The organism is Curtobacterium sp. ODYSSEY 48 V2, from assembly GCF_023712625.1.
Taxonomy (GTDB): Bacteria; Actinomycetota; Actinomycetes; order Actinomycetales; family Microbacteriaceae; genus Curtobacterium.
Genome location: NZ_JAMAXX010000002.1, coordinates 106,401 through 127,898 on the forward strand (window position 1 = coordinate 106,401; position 21,498 = coordinate 127,898).

Genomic DNA, 21,498 nt, shown 5'->3' on the forward strand with positions numbered 1-21,498 from the left:
CCCGAGGCTACCGATCGTGCGCCGGGTCCTGCTGGACGCACGCGCGACCATGGCGTCCCCGAACCGCAACGCCCGCTCGGCCGTCGTCTGGGGTCGCCTGCTCGGCATCGCGTTCGTCGTCTGCTTCGGGACCGGCGTCTACAGCCACCTGCTGCAGGACCCCCTGCCGTGGATGCGCTTCCCGACCCGGCCGACGCAGCTCTACCAGTTCACGCAGGGCCTGCACATCACCGCGGGCATCGCGATCATCCCGCTGCTGCTCGCCAAGCTGAACGTCGTCATGCCCGCGCTGGCCCAGGTCCCGCCGGTGCGCGGGGTCCTGCACCTGCTCGAGCGGCTGTCGATCGCGGTGCTCGTGTCGGCGTCGATCGTGCAGGTCGGCACCGGCCTGCTGAACACGTACCAGTGGTACCCGTGGCCGTTCCCGTTCCGCCAGGTCCACTACGCCATGTCGTACCTGATCATCGGTTCGCTCGTCGTGCACATCGCGTCGAAGCTGCCCGTGATCGCGCGCTACTGGCGGGCGCGGGACGCCTACGACGCCGAGGGTCGGTTCGTCGCGGACCCGACGGTGGGCAGCGAGCTGCTGCCGGACGGCCGGGAGGCCCGCCCCGCCGTGGGTGGACGCCCCGCGGCCGAGCAGACGGCCGGGGCGTACCCCCGTGGCCTGACCGGCCGCCTGCTGCGGTGGGTGGACGGCGCGGCTGCGCCGGCTGCGCCGGCTGCGCCGGCTGCGCCGGCTGCGCCGGCGGGCGCCGCCGAGACTCGCCCTGGCGGACAGGTTCGCGGTCTCGGGACCGCGAACACGTCCGCGGAGCCGAGTCTCGGGGACGGCGCCGGCGGGGCGGAGGCGGGTCGCGCCTCCCGGCCGGAGCACGACGACGCGCTCCCCGGACCCCGTCAGCGGATCGCCCGCCGCGGGTTCGTGGCGGGTGTGACGGCGGCGACCGTCGGCGTCGTCGCGCTCACCGCGGGACAGTCGAACCGGCTGCTCGAACCGCTCAACGTGTTCGGTGCCCGTCAGCGGTACATCGGACCGGACGACCTGCCGGTCAACCGCACCGCTCGCGCCGCCGGGGTCCTGGCGACGGCGACCGCGGCGGACTGGACGCTGACCGTGGTCGGTCCGGACGTCACGCGGACGTTCTCCCGCGCCGAGCTCGTCGCGCTCGGCACCGCCACCGCGGACCTGCCGATCTCGTGCGTCGAGGGGTGGAGCCAGGTGGCGTCGTGGCGGGGTGTCCGGATGCGGGACCTGCTCGCCTCCGTGCAGGCCGACCCGGCGTCGGCGCTGCGGATGACGAGCCTCGAGAAGAGCGGCGGGTACCGGGTCACCGAGATGGGCCCGGAGTACGCGTCCGACCCGACGACGCTCCTCGCGCTCGAGGTGAACGGGAAGACGCTCGACCTGGACCACGGGTTCCCCGCCCGGGTCATCGCGCCGGGACGACCCGGCGTGCTGCAGACGAAGTGGATCGGGAAGATCGAGGTGATCCGATGAGGGCCGCGAGGATCGTGCTCGTCGTCGTGGGCGTGCTCGTGATGGCGTTCGGTGCGTACGTGCTCGTCACGACCGTCCGACCGAACCGCATCTGGGGCCTGGCGACGTGGCTGCTCGGCGCGGTCGTGCTGCACGACGTCGTGCTGTCGCCGTTCGTGGTCGGAGCGGGACTCCTGCTCCGTCGGACCGGCAGGACGCTCGGCGCCGGGGTGCTCGTCGTCGTGCAGACCGCGGTGGTGCTCGGGAGCGTGCTCGCCCTGGTGGTGCTCCCGGAGATCGCCGCGAAGCAGCACGGACAGAAGAACCCGACCGTGCTGCCGTTCGACTACACCGCGCGGTTGCTCGTCGTCGAGGGGCTGCTGCTCGCGGTCGTCGTGGTCGCACTCGTGGTCGGCGTCGTCCGTGCACGACGATCCCCACGACCACTGGTTGCATCGACAACCAATGGCTAGCATGAGTGCATGACGGACGAGACGCCCTGGCTCACGCGCGACCAGCTCCGCGCGTGGATGAAGCTGGTCGCCGTCATGGAACTCCTCCCGGCCGCGCTCGACCAGCAGCTCCAGCGGGACGCCGATCTGACCCACTTCGACTACATGGTCGTCGCGATGCTGTCGGAGACCGAGTCGCGCACGCTCCGGATGTCGGCGCTCGCCGCGGCGACGAACGCGTCCCTGCCGCGCCTGTCGCACGTGGTGTCGCGGCTCGAGAAGCGCGGGCTCGTCACCCGGTGCCCCTCGGTCGACGACCGCCGAGCCACCGACGTCCGACTGACCGACGACGGGTTCGCGGCCATCGTCGCGGCGGCGCCCGACCACGTCCGGACCGCCCGACGCTTCGTCATCGACGCGCTGAGCGACGAGCAGGTCCGGCAGCTCGACGGCATCACGCGGGCGCTGCTCGGGCGGCTCGACCCCGAGGGGCGGTTCGCGGCGCTGACCTACCCGCGGTCCGACGGCGAGGTGCTGTGCGAGGAGCGTCTGACGGGTGCGTCGCCTGCGGCACCGGCGGGGGTGCTCTTCCGGGACGCGACTGCGGACGACACCGGGCTGCTCCGGCACGCGACGCTCGCGGCGATGAACTGGAAGGCCCCGTCCTTCGTGGACGCCGACCTCGACCGCCCCGAGTTCGCGCACTACTTCGTCGGTTTCGACCCCGCCCGCGACCACGGCGTCGTGGCGGTGGACGGCGAGGGACCGGTCGGGGTGGCGTGGGCGCGGTTCCTGCCGGCGGACGACCCCGGGTACGGGTTCGTGGCCGAGGACGTCCCGGAACTCACGATGGCCGTCGAGGCGCGCGGGCGGGGTCGGGGGATCGGCACGGCGCTGCTCGCGCGGTTGCTCGACGCCGGCCGGGCCGCGGGCTGGCCGGGTGTCAGCCTCAGCGTCGAGGACGGCAACACCGGGGCGCGGATCGCGTACGAGCGGGCCGGGTTCCGGACGGTCGGGCGGAACGGGGACTCGGACACGATGCTCGTCCGGTCCTGACGTCCGGGCCGGCGCCCTGGTCGCCCTGGTCGGTTCGGTCGGCCTGGTCGGTTCGGCCGGTCTGGTCGGTCTGCTCGCGTCGCGGGTGACTGGTACACCAGTAGGATCTGGCGCATGACCGACCGTGCCACGCCGTCCGACACGTACTCCTACCTCGGACCCGCCGGTACGTTCACCGAGGCGGCGCTCAAGCTCGTCGAGGCCGCCGCCGGCAAGCCGTGGCGCAGCGTGAACAACGTCGGCGAGGCGCTCGACGACGTCGTGACGGGACGGTCGGTCGGAGCGGTGATCGCGATCGAGAACAGCGTCGACGGCGGCGTCAGCGCCACGCAGGACGCCCTGGCGCGGATCCCCGGCGTGCGGATCGTGGGCGAGTACCTCGTGCCCGTCGACTTCGTGCTCGTGGCCCGGCACGGCACCGCCCTGTCGGACGTGCGGACCGTGAACGCGCACCCGGTCGCGTACGCGCAGACGCACCGCTGGCTCGAGACCAACCTGCGCGGCCACGGGCACATCCCGGCGTCGTCGAACGTCGCCGCCGCGACCGCGCTGCTCGACGAGCACCCCGTCGCGGACGCCGCCGTGGCCCCGCCGGGGATCACCGACCACCACGACCTGGCGGTGCTCGCGTCGTCCATCGGCGACAACGCTTCGGCGGTCACCCGCTTCGTGCTCGTGTCACGCACGCTCGCGATCCCGGAGCGCACGGGAGCGGACAAGACGAGCGTCATCGTCGAGCTGCCGAGCGAGCACCCCGGCGCCCTGGTCGACATGCTCGAGCAGTTCGCGACGCGGGGCATCAACATGGGGCTGCTGTCCTCGCGGCCGATCGGCGACGAGCTCGGGCGCTACCGGTTCGTGATCGACCTCGACGGACACGTGCACGACGAGCGGGTCGCCGACGCCCTGCTCGGTCTGCGGCGGTTCAGCCCCCGCGTGACGTTCCTCGGGTCGTACCCGCGCGCCGACGGCTTCCGCCCGGAGGTCTCCGCGCGCTACTCGGACGAGGCGTTCGTCGAGGCGCGGGACTGGCTCCGCGCGATCGTCTCCGGCGAGCCCGACGTCGAGCCCGAGCCCGAGGCCGGCTGAGCCCGAGCCCGGCCGAGCCCGAGCCCGGCCGAGCCCGACGTCGAGCCCGAGCCTGGCGCGCGCGGCCGAGCCCGGCGGAGCGGCTGGTCCGGCAGTGGCGCGACGTGCCGCCGAACAACCGGAGGCACGTCGCACCACGCTCTTCGGTGGTTCGACGTGCCTCCGGTTGTGCGGGCCGCTCTCCGTCCCAGCAGGCGCACTCCCGCCGGAAGGGGGCCCGCGTCAGCTGTGGGCGTTCTCGACCCGGCGCGTGTTGCGGGTCTGGTCCTGCGGTCCGGCGACGCGCACCCGCAGCCCACCGGTGTCGATGCGCGCCTTGAACGCCACGACCTCGCCGACCGGGTCGCCGTCGATCTCGAACTCGTCCGGACGCTCGAGCCGCGCCACGAACTCCTGACCGCGGATGTAGCGCAGCGGTCGTTCGTCGCGGGCCGCGGTGGCGATGCGCTTGCCGACCTGGGTCTGCCCGATCTTCGAGCGGCGGAACGAGCGCAGGATCGCGTTCTCCCAGAACACCCGGGCGCCGATCCGGACCCACCCGAAGAACCCGCGGGGCCGCATCACGACGATGTCGAACACACCGTCGTCGATCTCGGCGTCCGGCAGGAGCGTCGCGCCGGCCTGCAGCATCCCGCAGTTCCCGACGATGAGCGAGTGCGCGCGCACGGACTGGTTGCCCTCGCCGTCGAGCCGGTACCGGAACTCGAAGGCGTCGGCGTCGCGGAGCGACCGGAAGAGCGAGTCGACGTAGGCGAGCCAGCCGACCTTCTTCTTCAGGTCGTCGTTCGTGTTGGCGAGCATCCGGGCGTCGAGCCCGAGCCCGGCCATGACGACGAAGCCGAACTGCTCGCGCTCACCGCCCTCGCGCTCGACCTCGAGCTCACCGAAGTCGATCGGGCGGTCCTCGCCGCGGAAGATCGTCCGGACGCTCGCACCGAGGTCGTCGATCGGCGCCGGGATGTTCCGGGCGAGCAGGTTGCCGGTGCCGCTCGGCAGCAGGGCGAGCACGGCGTCGGACCCGTGCACGATCTCGGCCACGGCACGGACGGTGCCGTCACCGCCGGCCGCTGCGACGACGTCGGCTCCGGCGTCGAGCGCGGCCTTCGCCATGCCGCCGCCCGGGTCCTCCTCCGAGGTCTCGAACCAGAGGGTCTCGGCCCAGCCGGCCTCCTGCTCGTGCTCCGCGACGGTGCGCTGCAGGGTCTCGAGGTCCACCTTCACCGGGTTGTAGACGACCGCGGCCGTCTTCTGCTCGGTGGGGAGGGCGTCCTGGCCCGCGGGCGCGGTCTCCGATGGTGTCGACATGCTGCCGACGTTACCGACGGACGCCTGCGAGCGACCGGCCGGGTCGGCGCGCGACCGCCCGGGTCGGCAACCCGACCGGCCGTACCGGCGCACGACCGCGCGCATCGATGATCGGCGACCGCCCGAGTCGGTGGCCCGCCCGTCCGGCTCAGCGCCGGTCGTGCAGCGTGACCGGGTAGCCGTCCGGGTCCGCGAAGGTGAACGTCCGACCGAACGGGCCGTCGAACGGCGGGGTCACGATCGTGTGCCCGTCGGCGACGAGCGCGTCGTGGATCGCCTGGACGTCGGTCGCGTGGAACCACAGTGCGACGCCGAGCGCGGGCTGCCCGGCGGACAGGTCCGTCCCGGGTACGAGGTCGCGGAGCGCGAACGCGATCGGCTCGGTCTGGAAGACCACGGCGTGCGGCGGGCCGGCGGGAGAGCGGACGAGTCCGAGGTACCGCTCGTAGAACGCCTGCGAGGCGTCGAGGTCGCGGACCTGCAGCGAGGTGAAGTCGATCCCGGTGGCGGGCATGGTGTGCTCCTTCGTCTGTGTCAGATGCCTGACACGAGCAGTATGTGTCAGACTCCTGACATGCGTCAAGCGCGGATCGACCTCGACAGCTCGGTCGGCTACGTCCTGAAGGAGGCCGCCAGTGCCCTGCGTGCCGCCATGGAGGACGCCCTCCGTCCCCTCGGCATGACGGTCACGCACTACTCGTGCCTCGAACTGCTCGCCCAGCGCCCCGGCATGTCGAACTCCGACCTCGCGCGCGGCACCTTCGTCACCCGGCAGTCGATGAACACGCTCCTGCAGCAGCTCGAGCGCGACGGCATCGTCACCCGGCCGGCCACCCCGACCACGGGCAAGGTGCTCCCCACCACGCTCACCGCGGCCGGACGGCGACAGTGCGAGGCGGCGAGTGCGGCGGTCCGGCAGGTCGAGCTCCGGATGACCCGGGACCTCGACGAGGCGGGCCGCGCAGCGGCCTTCCGCCTGCTGCGCGGGATGGTCGCCGCCCTGCGTGACGTCCCGTCGGGTGCCGTGACCGACTGACGGACGGGAGGCCCGTGGCGGGGCCGCCACGGGCCTCCCGTCCGGCGGTCACACGCTCCCTCTAGGATGATCCGGTGATCGATCTGCAGCTCCTGCGCGACAACCCTGACCTCATCAAGGCCTCGCAGGAGGCGCGCGGCGCCTCCGTCTCCGTCGTCGACGACGCGGTGTCCGCCGACACCGCCCGCCGCGCTGCGATCACGTCGTTCGAGGCGCTGCGCGCCGAGCAGAACGCGTTCGGCAAGACCGTCGCGAAGGCCCCGAAGGACGAGAAGCCCGCGCTCGTGCAGCAGGCGCAGGCGCTCGCCGCACGCGTGAAGGAGGCCCAGGCCGAGGTCACCGCAGCCGAGGAGACCTTCGACCGGGTGGTCCGTACGATCCCGAACGTCGTGCTGCCGGACGTGCCGAAGGGCGGCGAGGACGACTTCGTCACGCTGCGCACCGTCGGCACGAAGCCCGAGTTCGCCTTCGAGCCGAAGGACCACGCCGACCTCGGCGAGCACCTCGGCATCATCGACATCCCGCGCGGCGTGAAGGTCTCCGGATCGCGCTTCTACTTCCTCCGCGGCCTGGGCGCCCGGCTCGAGATCGCTCTCATGCACCTCGGGCTCGACCGCGCCGTGGAGCACGGGTTCGAGCCGCTCATCACGCCGACGCTCGTGCGTCCGGAGACGATGGCGGGCACCGGGTTCCTCGGCGAGCACGCGGCCGAGGTCTACCGGCTCGAGGCCGACGACCTCTACCTGACCGGCACGAGCGAGGTCGCCCTCGCCGGGTTCCACGCCGACGAGATCCTGTCGTTCCCGGAGTCGGGCGACCCGATCCGCTACGCCGGCTGGTCGACCTGCTACCGGCGCGAGGCCGGGTCCGCGGGCAAGGACAACCGGGGCATCCTCCGCGTGCACCAGTTCAACAAGCTCGAGATGTTCTCGTACGTGCTCCCGGAGCAGGCCGAGGCGGAGCACCAGCGCCTGGTCGCGATGCAGGAGTCGATGATGCAGGACCTCGGCCTGCACTACCGCGTGATCGACGTCGCCGGCGGTGACCTCGGCACGAGCGCCGCACGCAAGTACGACATCGAGGCGTGGGTCCCGACGCAGGGCACCTTCCGCGAGCTCACGTCGACCTCGAACTGCACGACGTTCCAGGCCCGTCGCCTCGACACCCGCTACCGCACGTCGACCGGGAAGACGGCGCCGGTCGCCACGCTGAACGGCACGCTCGCGACCACCCGCTGGATCGTCGCGATCCTCGAGACCCACCAGCAGGCCGACGGGTCGGTGGTCGTGCCCGAGGTGCTGCGGCCGTACCTGGGCGGCGTCGAGGTCATCGAGCCCCGATGAGCGCGCACGAGCGGTTCGTCGACGGGTCGGCGCAGGGCGGCGGCTCCGGCGCCGGTGCGTCCGGCTCGGGCTCGGTCGCTGCCGGCGGCGCTGTCGCTGGTGCCACCGGTGGTGCTGCCGGTGGTGCTGCCACTTCTCCGCGGACGAAGCGCTGGCTCGTCGCGCTCGACGTGGACGGCACGACGATGCGCGAGGACGGTGTCATCACGGACACGGTGATCGACGCCGTCCGCGACGCCGAGGCCGCCGGGCACGAGGTCATGCTCTCCACCGGACGCAGCGAGGGCATGACGATCCCGCTGCTCGAACGCCTGGGGCTCCGGTCGAAGTACGTCGTGTGCGCCAACGGTGCGCTGACCCTCGCCCGTCAGGACGACGGGTCCTACCGCCGGGTCCACGTCGAGCGGTTCGACCCGACCGAGGTCCTGCAGGTCATCCACGGTGCGCTCGCGAACGCGGCGTTCGGCGTCGAGGACGAGACCGGCCACTTCCTGCTCTCCGGCAACTTCCCGGACGACACGATGACCGTCGCCGGCGAGCACGTGCCGTTCGAGCAGTTGCTCGGGACCGAGGCCACCCGCGTCGTCGTCATCTCGCCGGGACACGACACCGAGGACTTCCTGCAGGTCGTCGAGCGCATGGGGCTGCAGAAGGTGTCGTACTCGGTCGGCTGGACGTCCTGGCTCGACATCGCTCCCGAGGGCGTGACGAAGGCCACCGCGATGGAGCGCGTCCGCGAGTGGCTCGACATCCCACGCTCCCGCGTCATGGCGGCGGGTGACGGGCGGAACGACATCGACATGCTGCGCTGGGCGTCGACCTCGGGCCGCGGAGTCGTCATGGGGCAGGCCCCGGACGACGTCGTCGACGCGGGCAACGAGCTGACCGGCGGGGTCACCGACGACGGGCTCGCCGCGGCACTCGACGCGCTGCCGCGCTGACGGACGGCAGGTTCGCTAGACTGCCCGGGACGCGATCACGTCTCGCCACGTGGTCGCGTCACGGAGGGTTGTCCGAGCGGCCGATGGAGCCTGTCTTGAAAACAGGTGGGCAGCAATGTCTCGTGGGTTCGAATCCCACACCCTCCGCACATGAGCACCGGGACCCGCCTCCGACTGATCGAGCTGTCCGATGCAGCCGAGCTCGCCGCGATCGTCCGCGCGAGCGCCGATCACCTGCGACCGTTCGAGCCGACGCGGCCGGACAGCTACTTCACCGAGGCCGGGCAGCGCGCGACCATCGGTGTCCTGCTCGCCGCCGCGCAGAACGGCTCGGTGCCCTTCGTGATCGTGGGAGATGACGACGAGTTGCTCGGACGGATCACCCTGAGCGGTGTGACCCGTGGCGCCCTGCAGTCGTGTGCGCTCGGGTACTGGGTCCGTGCCGACCGAACGCGGCAGGGGCACGCGACCCGTGCGGTCGGGCTCGCGGTGGACCACGCGTTCCGGGAGCTCGGGCTGCACCGGGTCCAGGCAGAGACCCTCCCGGAGAACACCGGCTCGCAGCGGGCGCTCGAGCGGAACGGCTTCGAGCGGTACGGGTTCGCGCCGAAGTACATCCGGATCGCCGGCGAGTGGCGGGACCACGTCATGTTCCAGGTGCTCGCGCCGGACGCCTGACGCGCGGACGCCCGAGCCGAACGCGCGCGGTGCCCGCTGCCCCCGCTGCGCCCGCTGCCCCCTGCCCGCTGCACAACGGGAAGCACCTCGCGCCGTGGAACGACGTGGCGCGACGTGCTCCCCGTTGTGCGCGGGCGTGTCGAACCACGACCCCGATGTCGAGCCAGTGCGCAGTCGTCAGGGGGTGTACGGAGCGTCCGGCCACGGCACGACGAGCGCACCGCCGGTGAGCGCGAGCGAGCACGCGAGCCCGACCCCGGAACCGATCACGAGCCCGAGGACCGCGAACCCAGCCGCCGACGCCCCGCCGTGGCGAGCGAGGCGCGCCACCATCAGCAGCAGGAGGAACCCCACCACGTGGCCGACGACGAGTCCGACGAGTCCGAGGGGGATGCCGGGGTTCGCTCCCGATCGGTCGGGGGTCGCGCCGCGGGTGGCCTCCTCCGATGCCAGGAACAGCCACAGCCACGAGCAGGCCCCGCCGAGGACGCCGAGCCCCACGGTCGCCCAGTAGAGCGCGACCCAGCCCGGTCGCGTCCACCCCGACCGTTCGTCCGTGCCGACCGTCGCCCCCGCTGTCATCGGGGCAGCCTAGCGTGCCGCCTCGCGCTGCACGCTGCACGCTGCACGCTGCACGCCTCGCGCTGCACGCTGCACAACGGGGAGCACGTCGCGCCGTGGAACGACGTGGCGCGACGTGCTCCCGGTTGTGCGCGCGCACGTCGAACCACGATTCCGCCGTCGAATCACGATCCCGCCGTCGAACCACGATCCCGCCGTCGAACCACGATCCCGACGTCGAACCAGCCCGGGCAGCTGGTTCGATGTCGGGAACGTGGTTCGACACGGAGGCGCCCCACGCCCGCCGATCAGCGCTCAGGGGCGGGCGCCGAGGGCGGCGAGCTCCGCACGGGTGCGGGCACCGTGCTTCCGGAGCAGGTTCGCCACGTGGTACTTGACCGTGTTCGGACTGATCCCGAGCCCCTCGGCGATCTCCCGGTTCCCGACGCCGGTCACCACGAGCCGCAGCACGTCGCGCTCCCGCTCGGTCAGGTCGGTGTCCTCCGGCAGGTCGGCCGCGCCCGGCGCCGGGTCGAGGGGGAGCGAGATGTCCAGGGTCGAGCCCCAGCCCGGCGTGGAGTCGACGTGCATCGTGCCGTCGAGGGCGACGACCCGCTCGGCGATCGGGCGGACGGCATCGTCGTGCGTGTCGAGGGTGCCGGCACCGTCGTCCCGGAGCTGCATGAGCAGGTTGCGCCCGTCGCAGTCCCACTGGATCCGGACGCGTCGGGCGACCCCGCCGTCGACCAGGGCGAGCACGGCCGTGCGGACGATCGCTCGTGCGCTGTGCGCGACGTCTCCGGGCAGCGCCCTGCCGGTCGCCGGCGGCTCGACGAACTGCACGTCGAGGTCACCGAACCGGACCAGCGGGCGGAGGTCGGCCCGCAGCCGTGAGAACGCCCCGGTGACGGGCTCGAGCAGGGTGCTCCGCTGCCGGTCGGTCACGGTCCGGAGCTCGACGAGTGCGGCCGAGGCGATCTCGACGGCCTCGGCGCGGGCGGCGGCGTCGGACAGGCGGTTCGCGCGCAGGGCGGCGAGCACCGACTCGAGGGTCAACGCGTGACGGTCGGCCTGCTCCGCAACCGTCCGGGCGTGCTCCGACGCCGCGATCCGGCTGGCTGGTGCGTCCGGTTCCGTCTCCACGAGGACCGAACGTACCCGTCCCACCCGGACGGACGGTCCCACCCGATCGGGTGGGTGGACCGCCTGCCCGGGCAGCGGCGCGATCGACCCCGCGCGAGGAGCATCGGAGTCATGGCCACCACGACGACCGCCGACGCCCTCGGAGTGATCGGCGACGAGCTCCAGGAGCTGATCGCGACCGTCCGCCGCGCCGACCAGGCACCGTTCGCGCGTGCCCTCGACCTGCTCGCCGACGCCGAGCGCGTCTTCGTGCACGGCGCCGGACGGTCCGGACTCGCGCTCCGGATGACCGCCATGCGCCTCATGCACCTCGGGCTCGACGTGCACGTCGTCGGCGAGGTCACGACGCCCGCGATCCGGCGGGGCGACCTGCTGCTCGTCGCGAGCGGCTCGGGCACCACCGGCGGCATCGTGCAGGCAGCACGCACCGCGACCGAGGTCGGTGCGCAGGTGCTCGCCGTCAGCACGACGGACGACTCCCCGCTGTCCGAGGTCGCCGACACCACGCTCGTCCTGCCCGCCGCCACGAAGACGGACCGCTCCGGCACGGCCTCGGCGCAGTACGCGGGCGGCCTGTTCGAGCAGGGCGTCGCGCTCCTCGGGGACGCCCTGTTCCACGCGCTCTGGCAGCGCAGCGGGCACTCCGCCGACGACCTGTGGCCGCGGCACGCCAACCTCGAGTGAACCGACCGTGACGCCGCCGGTGCCACCCGAGCGCGCCACCGAGACCCCCACGAACCACCACCGGAAGGACACCACCATGCAGCTCCAGTTCGCCATGGACACCCTGACCACCGAGGCCGCCCTCGACCTCGCCGGCAAGGCCGCGCCGTACGTCGACGTCATCGAGCTCGGCACGCCGCTGATCAAGAGCGCCGGCCTCTCCGCGATCACCGCGATCAAGGAGGCGCACCCGGACAAGGTCGTCTTCGCCGACCTCAAGACGATGGACGCCGGCGAGCTCGAGGCCGACATCGCCTTCACGGCCGGTGCCGACCTCGTCACCGTGCTCGGCGTCGCGGGTGACTCCACCATCGCCGGTGCCGTGAAGGCCGCGAAGGCGCACGGCAAGGGCATCGTCGTCGACCTGATCGGCGTGCCCGACAAGGCCGCCCGCGCGAAGGAGGTCGTCGCGCTCGGTGCCGAGTTCGTCGAGATGCACGCCGGCCTCGACGAGCAGGCCGAGGAGGGCTTCACCTTCGAGACGCTGCTGCGCGACGGCGAGGCCTCGGGCGTCCCGTTCTCGGTCGCCGGCGGCATCACCACCGACACGATCGAGGCCGTGCAGGCCTCGGGCGCCCGCATCGCGGTCGCCGGCAGCGCGATCTACAGCGCCGACGACGTGGCCGCCGCCGCGTCCGCGCTCCGCGACGCGATCTCGGAGCCCGCCTCCGCCTGATCCGGACCACCCGACGGACGGGAGGCCCGTGGCGACACCGCCACGGGCCTCCCGTCCGTCAGCCGGCACGGCGACCCACCAGCGGACCTGAGTACGGTCCGGTCCATGACGATGCCCTCCGGCCGCGGTGGCTGGGCCCCGAAGTCTCCCCGCGGCAAGCGGATCCTGGCCATCTGCGTCTGGACCGCGGCTCCCGTCGTTGCCGCCTTCATCGTCTGGACGGCCGTCGTCGGCGGCGTGCGCTGACTCAGCGGCGCGGCCGACGGAACGTCGTGACCAGGGCGTCGACCAGCAGGAACCCGAGCAGGGTGACCCCGACGACGGGCAGCAGCAGCGCGAGGCCGGCGGCGACGACGACGACCGCGGCGGTGCCCCACCACGGAGCCCTGGCCAGCGCACCCGCGGCGGGCGCGCGACCCGCACGCGCGCCGGTGGGACGCCGCTGCCACCACATGAGGTAGCCGAACACGACCATCGCCGCGATCCCGAGCGCCGCGAGCAGCAGCACGACCTGGTTCGCCAGGCCGAACAGCGCGCCCATGTGCGTGTTGATGCCGAGCTTGGCGGCCTTCGCCATGAGCGGGTAGTCGGCCCAGGTGACCCGCGACACCGCCGTCATCGTGCCCGGGTCCACCGCGACCGCGTCCATCGCGACCGGCCAGCTGAGCTTGATCTCCTCGACGGTCCACGCCGTGTCGGCGGCCGCCGGCGGACGGATCCGGACCTCGGCCGCGCGGACACCGGAGTCGCGGGCGACCGCGAGCACCTCGTCGAACTGCTCGGGCGTCGTCGTCGGGGAGCCCATCGGCATCGAGCCACCGCCGTGGTGCCCGGCGTGCCCCCCGCCCGACGTCGCCGACGAGCCGTCGAGTGCGGTGTCGACCGTCGGCGCCTGCCAGCTGAGCGTCGAGCGGAGCGCGCTGACGTTGTCGCCCGCGAAGTGCGACCAGGTGATGCCGGTGGCCGACAGGAAGAGCGCGCCGAGGAGCACCCACGCGCCCGTCGCGGCGTGCCAGGAGAACGTCCTCCGGTACCCGGTCGCACGGTTGTCCGGCAGCACGAGGTCGCGCTTCCGCCGTGCGCGCCGGATGCGGAACGCCCAGAGGCCGATGCCGGCGAGCGACACGATGCCGAGCCACGACGCCGCGGTCTCGCTGTAGAGCCGCCCGACGTCGCCGAGGAACAGGCTGCGGTGCACGGTGCTGATCCAGGTGCGGAAGGGGAGCGACCCCGACGTGCCGTAGACCGGCAGGTCCCCGCGCACCGCGGCGTCGCCCGGGTCGACGAACACCGCACGGGTCTGGGACTCGAGCAGGCCCTCCTCGGTGAACATCACGCGCGTGGTGGTGCCGGGCGTGGGGGCCGGGCGGACCTCGGCGACGGTGTCGTCCGGGTGGTGGCGGGCCACGTAGCGCTCGGCGGCCGCGACCTGGTCGGCGAGGGGGAGCGCAGGCGCGGACGACGGCGCCGTGAGCTCCTGCCGGTACACGCCCTGCTCGACGGACGGTGCGACGGCGTACACGGCGCCGGAGAGCGCCGCCACCAGGACGAACGGGCCGACGAAGAGCCCGGCGGTGAAGTGCAAACGGAGGAGGAGTTGGGCGAACCAGCCGCGGGACGGAGGCGGGGCGGTGACGGGCATCGGAGCGCAGGGTCCTGTCGGGCTGTCGGGCTGAGGTGCGGCACCGTGCCGCACGAGCGTTCACTCTACAAGACGTAGAACGTCAGCGTCGCACGTCGCAGCCGCAGCTCGCCCCGAGCACGAGTTCCGCCGGCACCAGGTCGAGGTGATGGTCGTCGGGGTCCTCCCGCGCGAGCACCCGGTCGACCGCGGCCGCGGCCATCGCCTCGACGGGTTGCCGGACGACGGTGAGCTGGGGGTTCGTGTAGTCGGCCTCCGCCACGCCGTCGAACGAGACCACGGCGACGTCGTCCGGGGAGCGGAGCCCGAGCTCGTACAGGGCGCGCAGGAGTCCGACGGCCTGCAGGTCGGAGCTGACGAAGACGGCGCGCGGTCCGGTGCCGCCGCCGAACATCCGGAGGCCCGCCTCGTACCCGCCGGCGCGGTCGAACGAGCAGCGCACGATCGGTCCGTCCGGCAGCCCGGCCGCGCGCAGGGCCTGCATCCACCCCTGCTCGCGGAGCTCCATCGACCCGGTGTGCCCCATGACGAGCCCGATCTCCCGGTAGCCGTGGTCGACGAGGTGCTGCGTGCCCTCGCGGGCGCCGCGCAGGGCGTCGACGCCGATGCTCGCGTACTCGGGTACCTCGAAGAAGGTGTTGAGCAGCACCATCGGGATGCCGGGGTCGGTCGTCGACGACAGGTCGGGGTGCGTCATGATGCTCGTCACGATGATCCCGTCGACCTGCCGGGCGGACAGCGTGCGGAGCCGCTCCCGCTCCTGCTGGGCGTCCCCGTCGCTGTTCGCGATGAGGAGGTCGTACCCCCGGGCCGCCGCGGCGTGCGTGACGGCCACCGCGAGCTCCGACCAGAACGGGTTGTCGAGCTCGGGCACGATCAGGCCGAGCATCTTCGAGGAGCCGGTGCGGAGTGCCTGGGCGCTCGCGTTCGGGCGGTAGCCGAGCACCCGGATGGCCTCGCGGACCCGCGCAGCCGTCTCCGCGGCGACCGGGCGCGGACCGTCGTGCACGACGTAGCTGACCACCGACGTGCTCACCCCTGCGTACCGGGCGACGTCCGCACGGGTGACCGCCCTCGGGTTGGTCGGTACGGTCACGGGATCACCTTCGTCGGTCGGTCCGTCGGCCGCTCGGGCCGACGGGAGCGGCCCGGCGCCGTCACGGGACGGGGCCGGGCCGCACTGGTCGCACGGGATGCCCGCGCGGACTCCTCGACGTCGTCGGGTGACGGTCGTCGTCGGGCGCCGTCCGACGTCGGGTGACGACCGTGGTCGGGCGCCGTCCGTCGCCGAGCGGCGGGCTACTCGCTCGCGATCCTAGACGAGACGGTGCTGATGGCGGGCTCGGGTGCGTCGCCGTGGTCGGGGACGGGCAGCCGCACGCCGCCCTGCAGGGCCGACCGGTGCGCGACGATGCCGGGCAGTGTGTACCGGGCGGCGACCCAGGCGTTCACCGGGGGGAGCGTCCCGTCGACGACCGCGCGGACGAAGTCGTCGACCAGGAAGTGGTGGCTGCCCTCGTGCCCGGTCGGCACCCCGTCGAACTCGGCGGGCAGGCGGTCGACGTCGTGCACGGGGGCGTAGCCGGACACGAACGCGTCCCGGAGGGCCGGGTCGACGTCGGCGAGACGCGGGTCGTCGAGCTCCATCGTCGGGCGGGTGTCGATCTGGTCGCTGACGTCGTGCACGGCCTCCTTGTCCTGCCACACGCTGACCGTCGCGAGCTGCTCGAAGCTGGCCTCGGTGCCGAAGTACCGGAAGCGGGACTCGCGGAGGTGCGACGGGTAGCCGACCCGTCGCATCTCGTTGATCCGGACGACACCGCCGTTGTCGAGCTCGAACAGGGCGGTCGCGTTCGAGAAGTCGTTGTCGAACTGGCTGACCTCCTTGTCGAAGACGCCGTCGTCGCGGTCGTCCTTGACGCCGATGCAGCTGACGCTGACCGCGTGTCCGGGGATCGCGCCGAGGACGCCACCGACCGAGTGCGTCGGGTAGAGCATGGGCGGGTAGCTCGCAGTGCGCTTCCACTGCTCGCCGCCGCTGTACTGGTAGGCGGCGTAGAAGCCGAGGTCCATGTCGTGGACGTAGTCGCCCTCGGCGTAGAACACCCGGCCGAAGGCGCCCTCGGCCACCTGCTTCCGCGCGAAGACCGTCGCCGGGTTGTAGTGGCTCGTCTCGCCCATCATGTAGGTGAGCCCCGTCTCGCGGACGGCTTCGATGATCGCGGCGATCTCGTCCTCGGTGACCGCCATCGGCACGGCGGAGTACACGTGCTTGCCGGCCCGGAGGGCGCGGACGACGAGCGGACCGTGCGTCCACCGCTGGGTGAAGATCGCGACGGCGTCGACGTCCGAGGCGAGCACGGCGTCGAAGTCCTCGAGCGTGCCGTCGAGGTGCTGGGCGGCGACGAGGTCCTCGGCGCGGCCCTCGACCACGTCGGTGACGAACACCCGGTCGACGTCCGGGTGGATCTTGAAGAGCTTGGCGAACTGGGGCGCGAACTGGCCGGCTCCGACCATTCCGATGCTGATCATCAGTGACCTTCCGAGGTGGGGGACGTGTCGCCGAGCAGGTCGCTCCGTCGCGATCGCCGCCAAGCATTGCACAGCGGTCTACACGTGACAACCCCTTGGAGCGCGCCACAAATCGGTCCTTGTGGGGCCGAGTCCCCACGTGTAGATTCCCCGCCACGGACTGCCGACGTCAGTCCACCGCAGACGAAGGAGTCGCGATGGCAACCGAGAGCCCCTTGTCGTCACCCCTGGTGACGGCACCACCACGGACCGCGCGGAGTGCCGACACGGCACGTGCCCGGACCACCACACCACGCCGCCGACGACGGAACGACCTGTGGCTCGCGCTCGTGTTCATCGCCCCCGCGTCGGTCGGGTTCGCGGTGTTCCTGCTCTGGCCGACGATCCGGGGCATCTGGCTCAGCTTCACCACGTACAACCTGCTCACCCCGCCGGTGTTCACGGGTCTGCAGAACTACGAGCGCCTGGTGCAGGACTCGATCTTCTGGAACTCGATGCTCGTCACCGTCGAGTACGTCGTGCTGAACATCGGCTTCCAGACGGTCCTGGCGCTCTTCATCGCCGTCATGATGCACCGGCTCACGCAGTCGACCTTCGTCCGGGGCATCGTGCTCGCGCCCTACCTGGTGTCGAACGTCGTCGCGGCACTCATCTGGCTCTGGATCCTCGACACGCAGCTCGGCATCGGCAACGAGGTCCTGTCGGCGATCGGTGTCGGACGCATCCCGTTCCTGCAGAGCGACGTCTGGGGCATCCCCACGATCGCCTTCATCAACGTCTGGCGGAACGTCGGTTACACCGCACTGCTCATCTTCGCGGGCCTGCAGGCGCTGCCGGAGAGCGTCTACGAGGCCGGCCGCATCGACGGTGCGAGCGAGTGGAAGATGTTCTGGCGGATCACGGTCCCGCTGCTGCGCCCGATCCTGTCGCTGGTGCTCATCATCACGATCATCGGCTCGTTCCAGGTGTTCGACACGGTCGCGATCACCACCCAGGGCGGCCCCGCCAACGCCACGAACGTCGTGCAGAACTACATCTACAACCTGGCCTTCGGCCGGTTCCAGTTCGGGTACGCGTCCGCCGTCTCGGTGGCACTCCTCGTCGTCCTGAGCATCATCACGATCGTCCAGTACCGACTCTCGCGCTCCGGCGAGAGCGACCTGGACTGACGGCCACCGAAGCAACCGGAAGCGAGTCGACGATGACCAGCACCCTGCCCCCGGTGGTCGAACCCACCACCACGCGCGCCCTCACCACCCGCGGCGCGAAGCCCCCGCGTCCGAAGCCGTCCGTCGGACGGGTCCTCGCCTGGACCGCGATGATCGCCGTGATCGCCGTGACCCTGTTCCCCTTCTACTGGATCCTCCGGACCGCGCTGTCGTCGAACGGCGCGATCTCCGCCGACCCGACCTCACTGCTGCCGACCGGCTTCAGCCTGGGCGGGTTCGAGCGGGTGTTCGGTCTGCAGTCCACCGAGGAGGCCCTGGCGCAGGGCGGCTCCGGCGCGGCGATCAACTTCTGGCAGTACCTGCTCAACTCGGTCGTCACCGCGACGATGATCACGGTCGGGCAGGTGTTCTTCTCCGCCGGAGCCGCCTACGCCTTCGCCCGGCTGCGCTGGCCGGGACGCGACCGGGTGTTCGGGGTGTTCCTCGCCGGGCTCATGGTCCCCACGATCTTCACGCTCCTGCCGAACTTCACCCTGATCAAGTCGCTCGGCCTGGTCGACACCCTGCTCGGGATCGCCCTGCCCTCGATGCTGATGACCCCGTTCGCGGTGTTCTTCCTCCGGCAGTTCTTCCTCGGCATCTCCCGCGAGGTCGAGGAGGCCGCACTCATCGACGGCGCCGGGAAGGTCCGCGTGTTCTTCCGGCTCGTCCTGCCGATGGCATCGGCGCCGATCGCGACGCTGGCGGTCCTCACCTACATCACGGCGTGGAACGACTACTTCTGGCCGCTCATGGTGTCGTACACGGACAGCTCCCGCGTCCTCACGGTCGCGCTCGGGGTGTTCAAGTCGCAGACGCCGCAGTCCGGCACCGACTGGGCGGGTCTCATGGCGGCGACCCTCGTCGCCGCGCTCCCGATGATCGTGCTGTTCGGCGTCTTCGCCAAGCGCATCGTCAACTCCATCGGCTTCTCCGGGATCAAGTAGGGAACCCCGCACATGACGCACTCCATCTCCCGACGCGCACTGTTCGCGGGCGGTGCCTCGGCCCTGGCGCTCGGCGCCCTCGCCGCCTGCTCGTCCCCGAGCACGCCGAACTCCCGCAGCGGCGCGACCGGCACCGTGTCCTACTGGCTGTGGGACGCCAACCAGCTCCCCGCGTACCAGGCCGTCGCGAAGGCCTTCGAGCGTGAGAACCCCGACATCCGGATCCGCATCACCCAGCTCGGGTGGAGCGACTACTGGACGAAGCTCACCGCCGGGTTCATCGCCGGTACCGCGCCCGACGTGTTCACCGACCACCTGTCGAAGTTCCCGCAGTTCGCCGACCTCGACGTGCTCCACCGGCTCGACGAACTCGAGGCGACGAGTGCGATCCGCGACGACGACTACCAGTCCGGCCTCGCGCAGCTCTGGAAGGGGCGCGACGGGCACCGCTACGGGTCGCCGAAGGACTGGGACACGGTCGCGATGTTCTACGACCGGAACGTGATCGCGAAGGCCGGCTACTCGGCCGAGGACCTCGCCGCGCTCGAGTGGAACCCGGACGACGGTGGGACCTTCGAACGGGCGGTCGCGCACCTGACCATCGACGGCAAGGGGCGCCGCGGGGACGAGCCCGGCTTCGACAGGTCGGACGTGGCGGTCTACGGCATCAGCGCCAACGGCAGCGGTGGCGACGGGTTCGGGCAGACGCAGTGGTCGCCGTTCACCGGGTCGATCGACTGGTCCTACACGAACCGGAACCCGTGGGGGAACGCGTTCCGCTACGACGACCCCGCGTTCCAGAAGACGATCTCCTGGTACTTCGGGCTCGCCGAGAAGGGCTACATGCCGAAGTACGGAGTGTTCTCCACGACGACCGGTCCGGACGTGCAGCTCGGGTCGAAGAAGGTCGCGCTCTCGTTCAACGGGTCGTGGATGATCGGCGCCTACGCCGACCTGCAGGGCGTCGACGTCGCCATCGCCCCGACACCGAAGGGGCCGATCGGGCACCGCGCGTCGATGTTCAACGGCCTGGGTGACTCGATCACGAAGCAGGCGCGGAACCCGGAGGCCGCGGCGAAGTGGGTCGCGTTCCTCGGCAGTGCCGCCGCGCAGGAGATCGTCGGCCGCGCGGGCATCGTCTTCCCCGCCCGCCGGTCGGGCACGGACGCCGCGGTCGCCGCCTTCCGGGAGCGCGGGCTCGACGTCTCCGCGTTCACCGAGCAGGTGGCGGACGGCACGACGTTCCTGTTCCCCGTCACCCGGAACCCCGCCGACGTCCAGGCGCTCGTGCAGCCGGCGTTCGACGGCATCTACGCGAACGGCAAGCCCGTGTCGACGCTCACCGGCGTGAACGAGCAGGTCAACACGCTCCTCGCGCTGACCTGAGCCCCGCTGGATCGAGCACGGCCACCCCCACCGGTCGTCCGCACACCGCACCCGACTGCGGTGTGCGCACGACCGCATTGACCCTCCACCGGAGCAGCACACAGACTGGCGCCGATGACGCAACTCACCTCCCTCGTGTACATGTCCGTCGCCGTCGACGAGATGACCGACGACCACCTGGTCGCCATGCTCCGTGAAGCCCGCCTGCGCAACGAGGCGCTCGGTGTCTCCGGACTCCTGCTCGCCAAGGGCGGCCGCTTCATGCAGGTGCTCGAGGGTCCCTCCTGGAGCGTCGAGGACCGCTTCGCCGCGATCGAGCGCGACACCCGCCACGAGGGCGTGAAGTCGCTCTCCCGCGAGGACATCGACACCCGCCGCTTCGACGGCTGGTCGATGGCGTTCGGCAACCCGTCGGACCTCGAGGTCCGCGACGAGCCCGGCTTCAACACCTTCCTCACCGAGCGCTCCGGCCTGCCGGCCGAGCTGGCCGGCTCGCCGGCCGACTGGCTGCTCCGCTGGTTCCGCGGACGCGACCTGCAGGACGTGCCCGAGGAGCGCATGACCCTGGCCCGCCACGCCGCGTGACGACCTGACGGGACCCCCTCGGACTGGAGGCACGGTGCGGGCCCGCACCGTGCCTCCAGTTCGAGACACTGGTCACGTGGGGAAACGTGAGCAGATCTTGGTGGCCGCGGCGGAGGAGTTCGACCGGGTCGGCTTCGCCGCCACGTCGATCGCCGCCGTCGCGCGCCGCGCCGACGTGGCGCAGGGCACCCTGCACTTCCACTTCCCGACGAAGCTCGCGCTCGCCCTCGGCGTGATCGACGAGCAGAACGCGCGGACCTTCGCGGAGGTGAGCCACGACGCCGCGTCGCCGACGGCCGCCCTGATCGGGGCGTCGAAGCAGATCGCGGACCTGCTCCGCACCGACCCGATCGTGCGTGCCGGCATCCGGCTCTCGCTCGAACGCGGCGAGTTCTCCGGAGCGACGTCGTCGTTCTACGAGCAGTGGATCGGCGGCATCGTGGACGTGTTCTGCGTCGCGATCGGCAGCGGTGAGCTCGAGACCGACCTCACCCCGGAGGAGCTCGGCGGTTCGGTCGTGCCCTACTTCACCGGGGTGCAGCTGGTCGCCGAGGTGCGGAGCGGTCGCGCGGACCTCGACCCCGCGGTCGCGGTGATGTGGCGGGTGCTCCTGCAGGCGACGGCCGCGCCGGCGCACCGGGCACGTCTGCTCGGGGTGGTCGCCGACACCTTCCGCGCGGCAGGCTGACCTCGTGGACCGTCGACGGGCGGAGGT

General features: G+C 72.0%; 23 protein-coding genes and 1 tRNA gene. 17 read left to right on the plus strand and 7 right to left on the minus strand.

Features of this window, described 5'->3' with window-relative positions; all coding sequences use genetic code 11:
- The first annotated feature begins 16 nt into the window (after window positions 1-16).
- The 4 genes from M3666_RS03180 (at window position 17) to pheA (ending at window position 4,077) form a co-directional block, all read left to right on the plus strand.
- The gene (locus M3666_RS03180; RefSeq protein ID WP_251154482.1) at window positions 17-1,501 is read left to right on the plus strand and encodes a molybdopterin-dependent oxidoreductase; all 1,485 of its coding nucleotides are present in this window, start codon (window positions 17-19) and stop codon (window positions 1,499-1,501) included.
- Entirely contained in the window at window positions 1,498-1,953 is a 456-nt protein-coding gene (locus tag M3666_RS03185; protein WP_251154483.1) for a hypothetical protein, read from the plus strand. Before M3666_RS03180 ends, M3666_RS03185 begins: the two co-directional genes overlap by 4 nt.
- Window positions 1,954-1,962: 9 nt before the next feature.
- Window positions 1,963-2,988, plus strand: a complete 1,026-nt coding sequence (locus M3666_RS17000; RefSeq protein WP_307810456.1) for a bifunctional helix-turn-helix transcriptional regulator/GNAT family N-acetyltransferase — start codon at window positions 1,963-1,965, stop codon at window positions 2,986-2,988.
- A gap of 114 nt (window positions 2,989-3,102) precedes the next feature.
- The gene (gene pheA / locus M3666_RS03200; RefSeq protein ID WP_209685585.1) at window positions 3,103-4,077 is read left to right on the plus strand and encodes a prephenate dehydratase; all 975 of its coding nucleotides are present in this window, start codon (window positions 3,103-3,105) and stop codon (window positions 4,075-4,077) included.
- A 222-nt stretch (window positions 4,078-4,299) separates the two neighbouring features.
- Here the strand turns inward: pheA and M3666_RS03205 are convergent, their stop codons facing one another.
- Together M3666_RS03205 and M3666_RS03210 are read right to left on the minus strand one after the other, a co-directional pair.
- Window positions 4,300-5,382 carry a diacylglycerol kinase family protein gene (locus M3666_RS03205; RefSeq protein ID WP_066658581.1) on the minus strand — a complete coding sequence of 361 codons (1,083 nt, stop codon included), beginning with the start codon at window positions 5,380-5,382 and terminating at the stop codon, window positions 4,300-4,302.
- A gap of 148 nt (window positions 5,383-5,530) precedes the next feature.
- Complete coding sequence (locus M3666_RS03210) at window positions 5,531-5,896, minus strand: VOC family protein (protein WP_066655875.1); 366 nt, start codon at window positions 5,894-5,896, stop codon at window positions 5,531-5,533.
- Between the two features lie 60 nt (window positions 5,897-5,956).
- Here M3666_RS03210 and M3666_RS03215 point away from each other — a divergent pair, with 60 nt between their 5' ends.
- The 5 genes from M3666_RS03215 to M3666_RS03235 all read left to right on the plus strand — a co-directional run bounded on the left by M3666_RS03215 (window position 5,957) and on the right by M3666_RS03235 (window position 9,380).
- A complete protein-coding gene (locus tag M3666_RS03215) occupies window positions 5,957-6,418 on the plus strand; it encodes a MarR family winged helix-turn-helix transcriptional regulator (protein ID WP_251154484.1) in 462 nt (153 codons plus the stop codon).
- Window positions 6,419-6,492: 74 nt separating this feature from the next.
- Window positions 6,493-7,761 carry a serine--tRNA ligase gene (gene serS, locus M3666_RS03220; RefSeq protein WP_209685589.1) on the plus strand — a complete coding sequence of 423 codons (1,269 nt, stop codon included), beginning with the start codon at window positions 6,493-6,495 and terminating at the stop codon, window positions 7,759-7,761.
- Window positions 7,758-8,702, plus strand: a complete 945-nt coding sequence (locus tag M3666_RS03225) for an HAD family hydrolase (protein ID WP_081985027.1) — start codon at window positions 7,758-7,760, stop codon at window positions 8,700-8,702. The genes serS and M3666_RS03225 overlap by 4 nt, the downstream gene beginning before the upstream one ends.
- Window positions 8,703-8,764: 62 nt before the next feature.
- A tRNA-Ser gene (locus M3666_RS03230) sits at window positions 8,765-8,849 on the plus strand.
- A 3-nt stretch (window positions 8,850-8,852) separates the two neighbouring features.
- Window positions 8,853-9,380 carry a GNAT family N-acetyltransferase gene (locus tag M3666_RS03235; protein WP_209685591.1) on the plus strand — a complete coding sequence of 176 codons (528 nt, stop codon included), beginning with the start codon at window positions 8,853-8,855 and terminating at the stop codon, window positions 9,378-9,380.
- 177 nt (window positions 9,381-9,557) lie between these two features.
- Here M3666_RS03235 and M3666_RS03240 read toward each other — a convergent pair whose 3' ends face one another.
- Together M3666_RS03240 and M3666_RS03245 are read right to left on the minus strand one after the other, a co-directional pair.
- Window positions 9,558-9,962, minus strand: a complete 405-nt coding sequence (locus M3666_RS03240) for a hypothetical protein (protein ID WP_251154485.1) — start codon at window positions 9,960-9,962, stop codon at window positions 9,558-9,560.
- 294 nt (window positions 9,963-10,256) lie between these two features.
- Window positions 10,257-10,997 carry a LuxR C-terminal-related transcriptional regulator gene (locus tag M3666_RS03245; protein ID WP_251154486.1) on the minus strand — a complete coding sequence of 247 codons (741 nt, stop codon included), beginning with the start codon at window positions 10,995-10,997 and terminating at the stop codon, window positions 10,257-10,259.
- A gap of 198 nt (window positions 10,998-11,195) precedes the next feature.
- On the opposite strand from M3666_RS03245, the gene hxlB reads away from it, so the two are divergent.
- The 3 genes from hxlB (at window position 11,196) to M3666_RS03260 (ending at window position 12,729) form a co-directional block, all read left to right on the plus strand.
- The gene (gene hxlB, locus M3666_RS03250) at window positions 11,196-11,768 is read left to right on the plus strand and encodes a 6-phospho-3-hexuloisomerase (protein WP_066655854.1); all 573 of its coding nucleotides are present in this window, start codon (window positions 11,196-11,198) and stop codon (window positions 11,766-11,768) included.
- 76 nt (window positions 11,769-11,844) lie between these two features.
- Window positions 11,845-12,483, plus strand: a complete 639-nt coding sequence (hxlA, locus tag M3666_RS03255) for a 3-hexulose-6-phosphate synthase (RefSeq protein WP_066658574.1) — start codon at window positions 11,845-11,847, stop codon at window positions 12,481-12,483.
- Window positions 12,484-12,588: 105 nt separating this feature from the next.
- Entirely contained in the window at window positions 12,589-12,729 is a 141-nt protein-coding gene (locus tag M3666_RS03260) for a hypothetical protein (RefSeq protein WP_251154487.1), read from the plus strand.
- 1 nt (window position 12,730) lies between these two features.
- Here M3666_RS03260 and M3666_RS03265 read toward each other — a convergent pair whose 3' ends face one another.
- The 3 genes from M3666_RS03265 to M3666_RS03275 all read right to left on the minus strand — a co-directional run bounded on the left by M3666_RS03265 (window position 12,731) and on the right by M3666_RS03275 (window position 16,660).
- The gene (locus M3666_RS03265) at window positions 12,731-14,125 is read right to left on the minus strand and encodes a PepSY domain-containing protein (RefSeq protein WP_251154488.1); all 1,395 of its coding nucleotides are present in this window, start codon (window positions 14,123-14,125) and stop codon (window positions 12,731-12,733) included.
- 82 nt (window positions 14,126-14,207) lie between these two features.
- Window positions 14,208-15,221, minus strand: coding sequence for a LacI family DNA-binding transcriptional regulator (locus tag M3666_RS03270; RefSeq protein WP_066655849.1), 1,014 nt, complete (start codon window positions 15,219-15,221; stop codon window positions 14,208-14,210).
- 203 nt (window positions 15,222-15,424) lie between these two features.
- Window positions 15,425-16,660 (minus strand): Gfo/Idh/MocA family protein, encoded by a 1,236-nt coding sequence (locus M3666_RS03275; RefSeq protein ID WP_251154654.1) that lies wholly within the window; start codon window positions 16,658-16,660, stop codon window positions 15,425-15,427.
- 194 nt (window positions 16,661-16,854) lie between these two features.
- On the opposite strand from M3666_RS03275, the gene M3666_RS03280 reads away from it, so the two are divergent.
- From M3666_RS03280 to M3666_RS03300, 5 genes are all read left to right on the plus strand, one after another.
- Window positions 16,855-17,826 carry a carbohydrate ABC transporter permease gene (locus tag M3666_RS03280; RefSeq protein WP_081985026.1) on the plus strand — a complete coding sequence of 324 codons (972 nt, stop codon included), beginning with the start codon at window positions 16,855-16,857 and terminating at the stop codon, window positions 17,824-17,826.
- Window positions 17,827-17,858: 32 nt separating this feature from the next.
- Complete coding sequence (locus M3666_RS03285; protein ID WP_251154489.1) at window positions 17,859-18,812, plus strand: carbohydrate ABC transporter permease; 954 nt, start codon at window positions 17,859-17,861, stop codon at window positions 18,810-18,812.
- Between the two features lie 12 nt (window positions 18,813-18,824).
- The gene (locus M3666_RS03290) at window positions 18,825-20,198 is read left to right on the plus strand and encodes a sugar ABC transporter substrate-binding protein (RefSeq protein WP_251154490.1); all 1,374 of its coding nucleotides are present in this window, start codon (window positions 18,825-18,827) and stop codon (window positions 20,196-20,198) included.
- Window positions 20,199-20,312: 114 nt separating this feature from the next.
- Window positions 20,313-20,783: a BLUF domain-containing protein gene (locus tag M3666_RS03295; protein ID WP_066655844.1), complete on the plus strand. Its 471-nt coding sequence runs from the start codon at window positions 20,313-20,315 to the stop codon at window positions 20,781-20,783.
- 76 nt (window positions 20,784-20,859) lie between these two features.
- Window positions 20,860-21,471, plus strand: coding sequence for a ScbR family autoregulator-binding transcription factor (locus M3666_RS03300; RefSeq protein WP_158407764.1), 612 nt, complete (start codon window positions 20,860-20,862; stop codon window positions 21,469-21,471).
- Window positions 21,472-21,498: the final 27 nt, after the last annotated feature.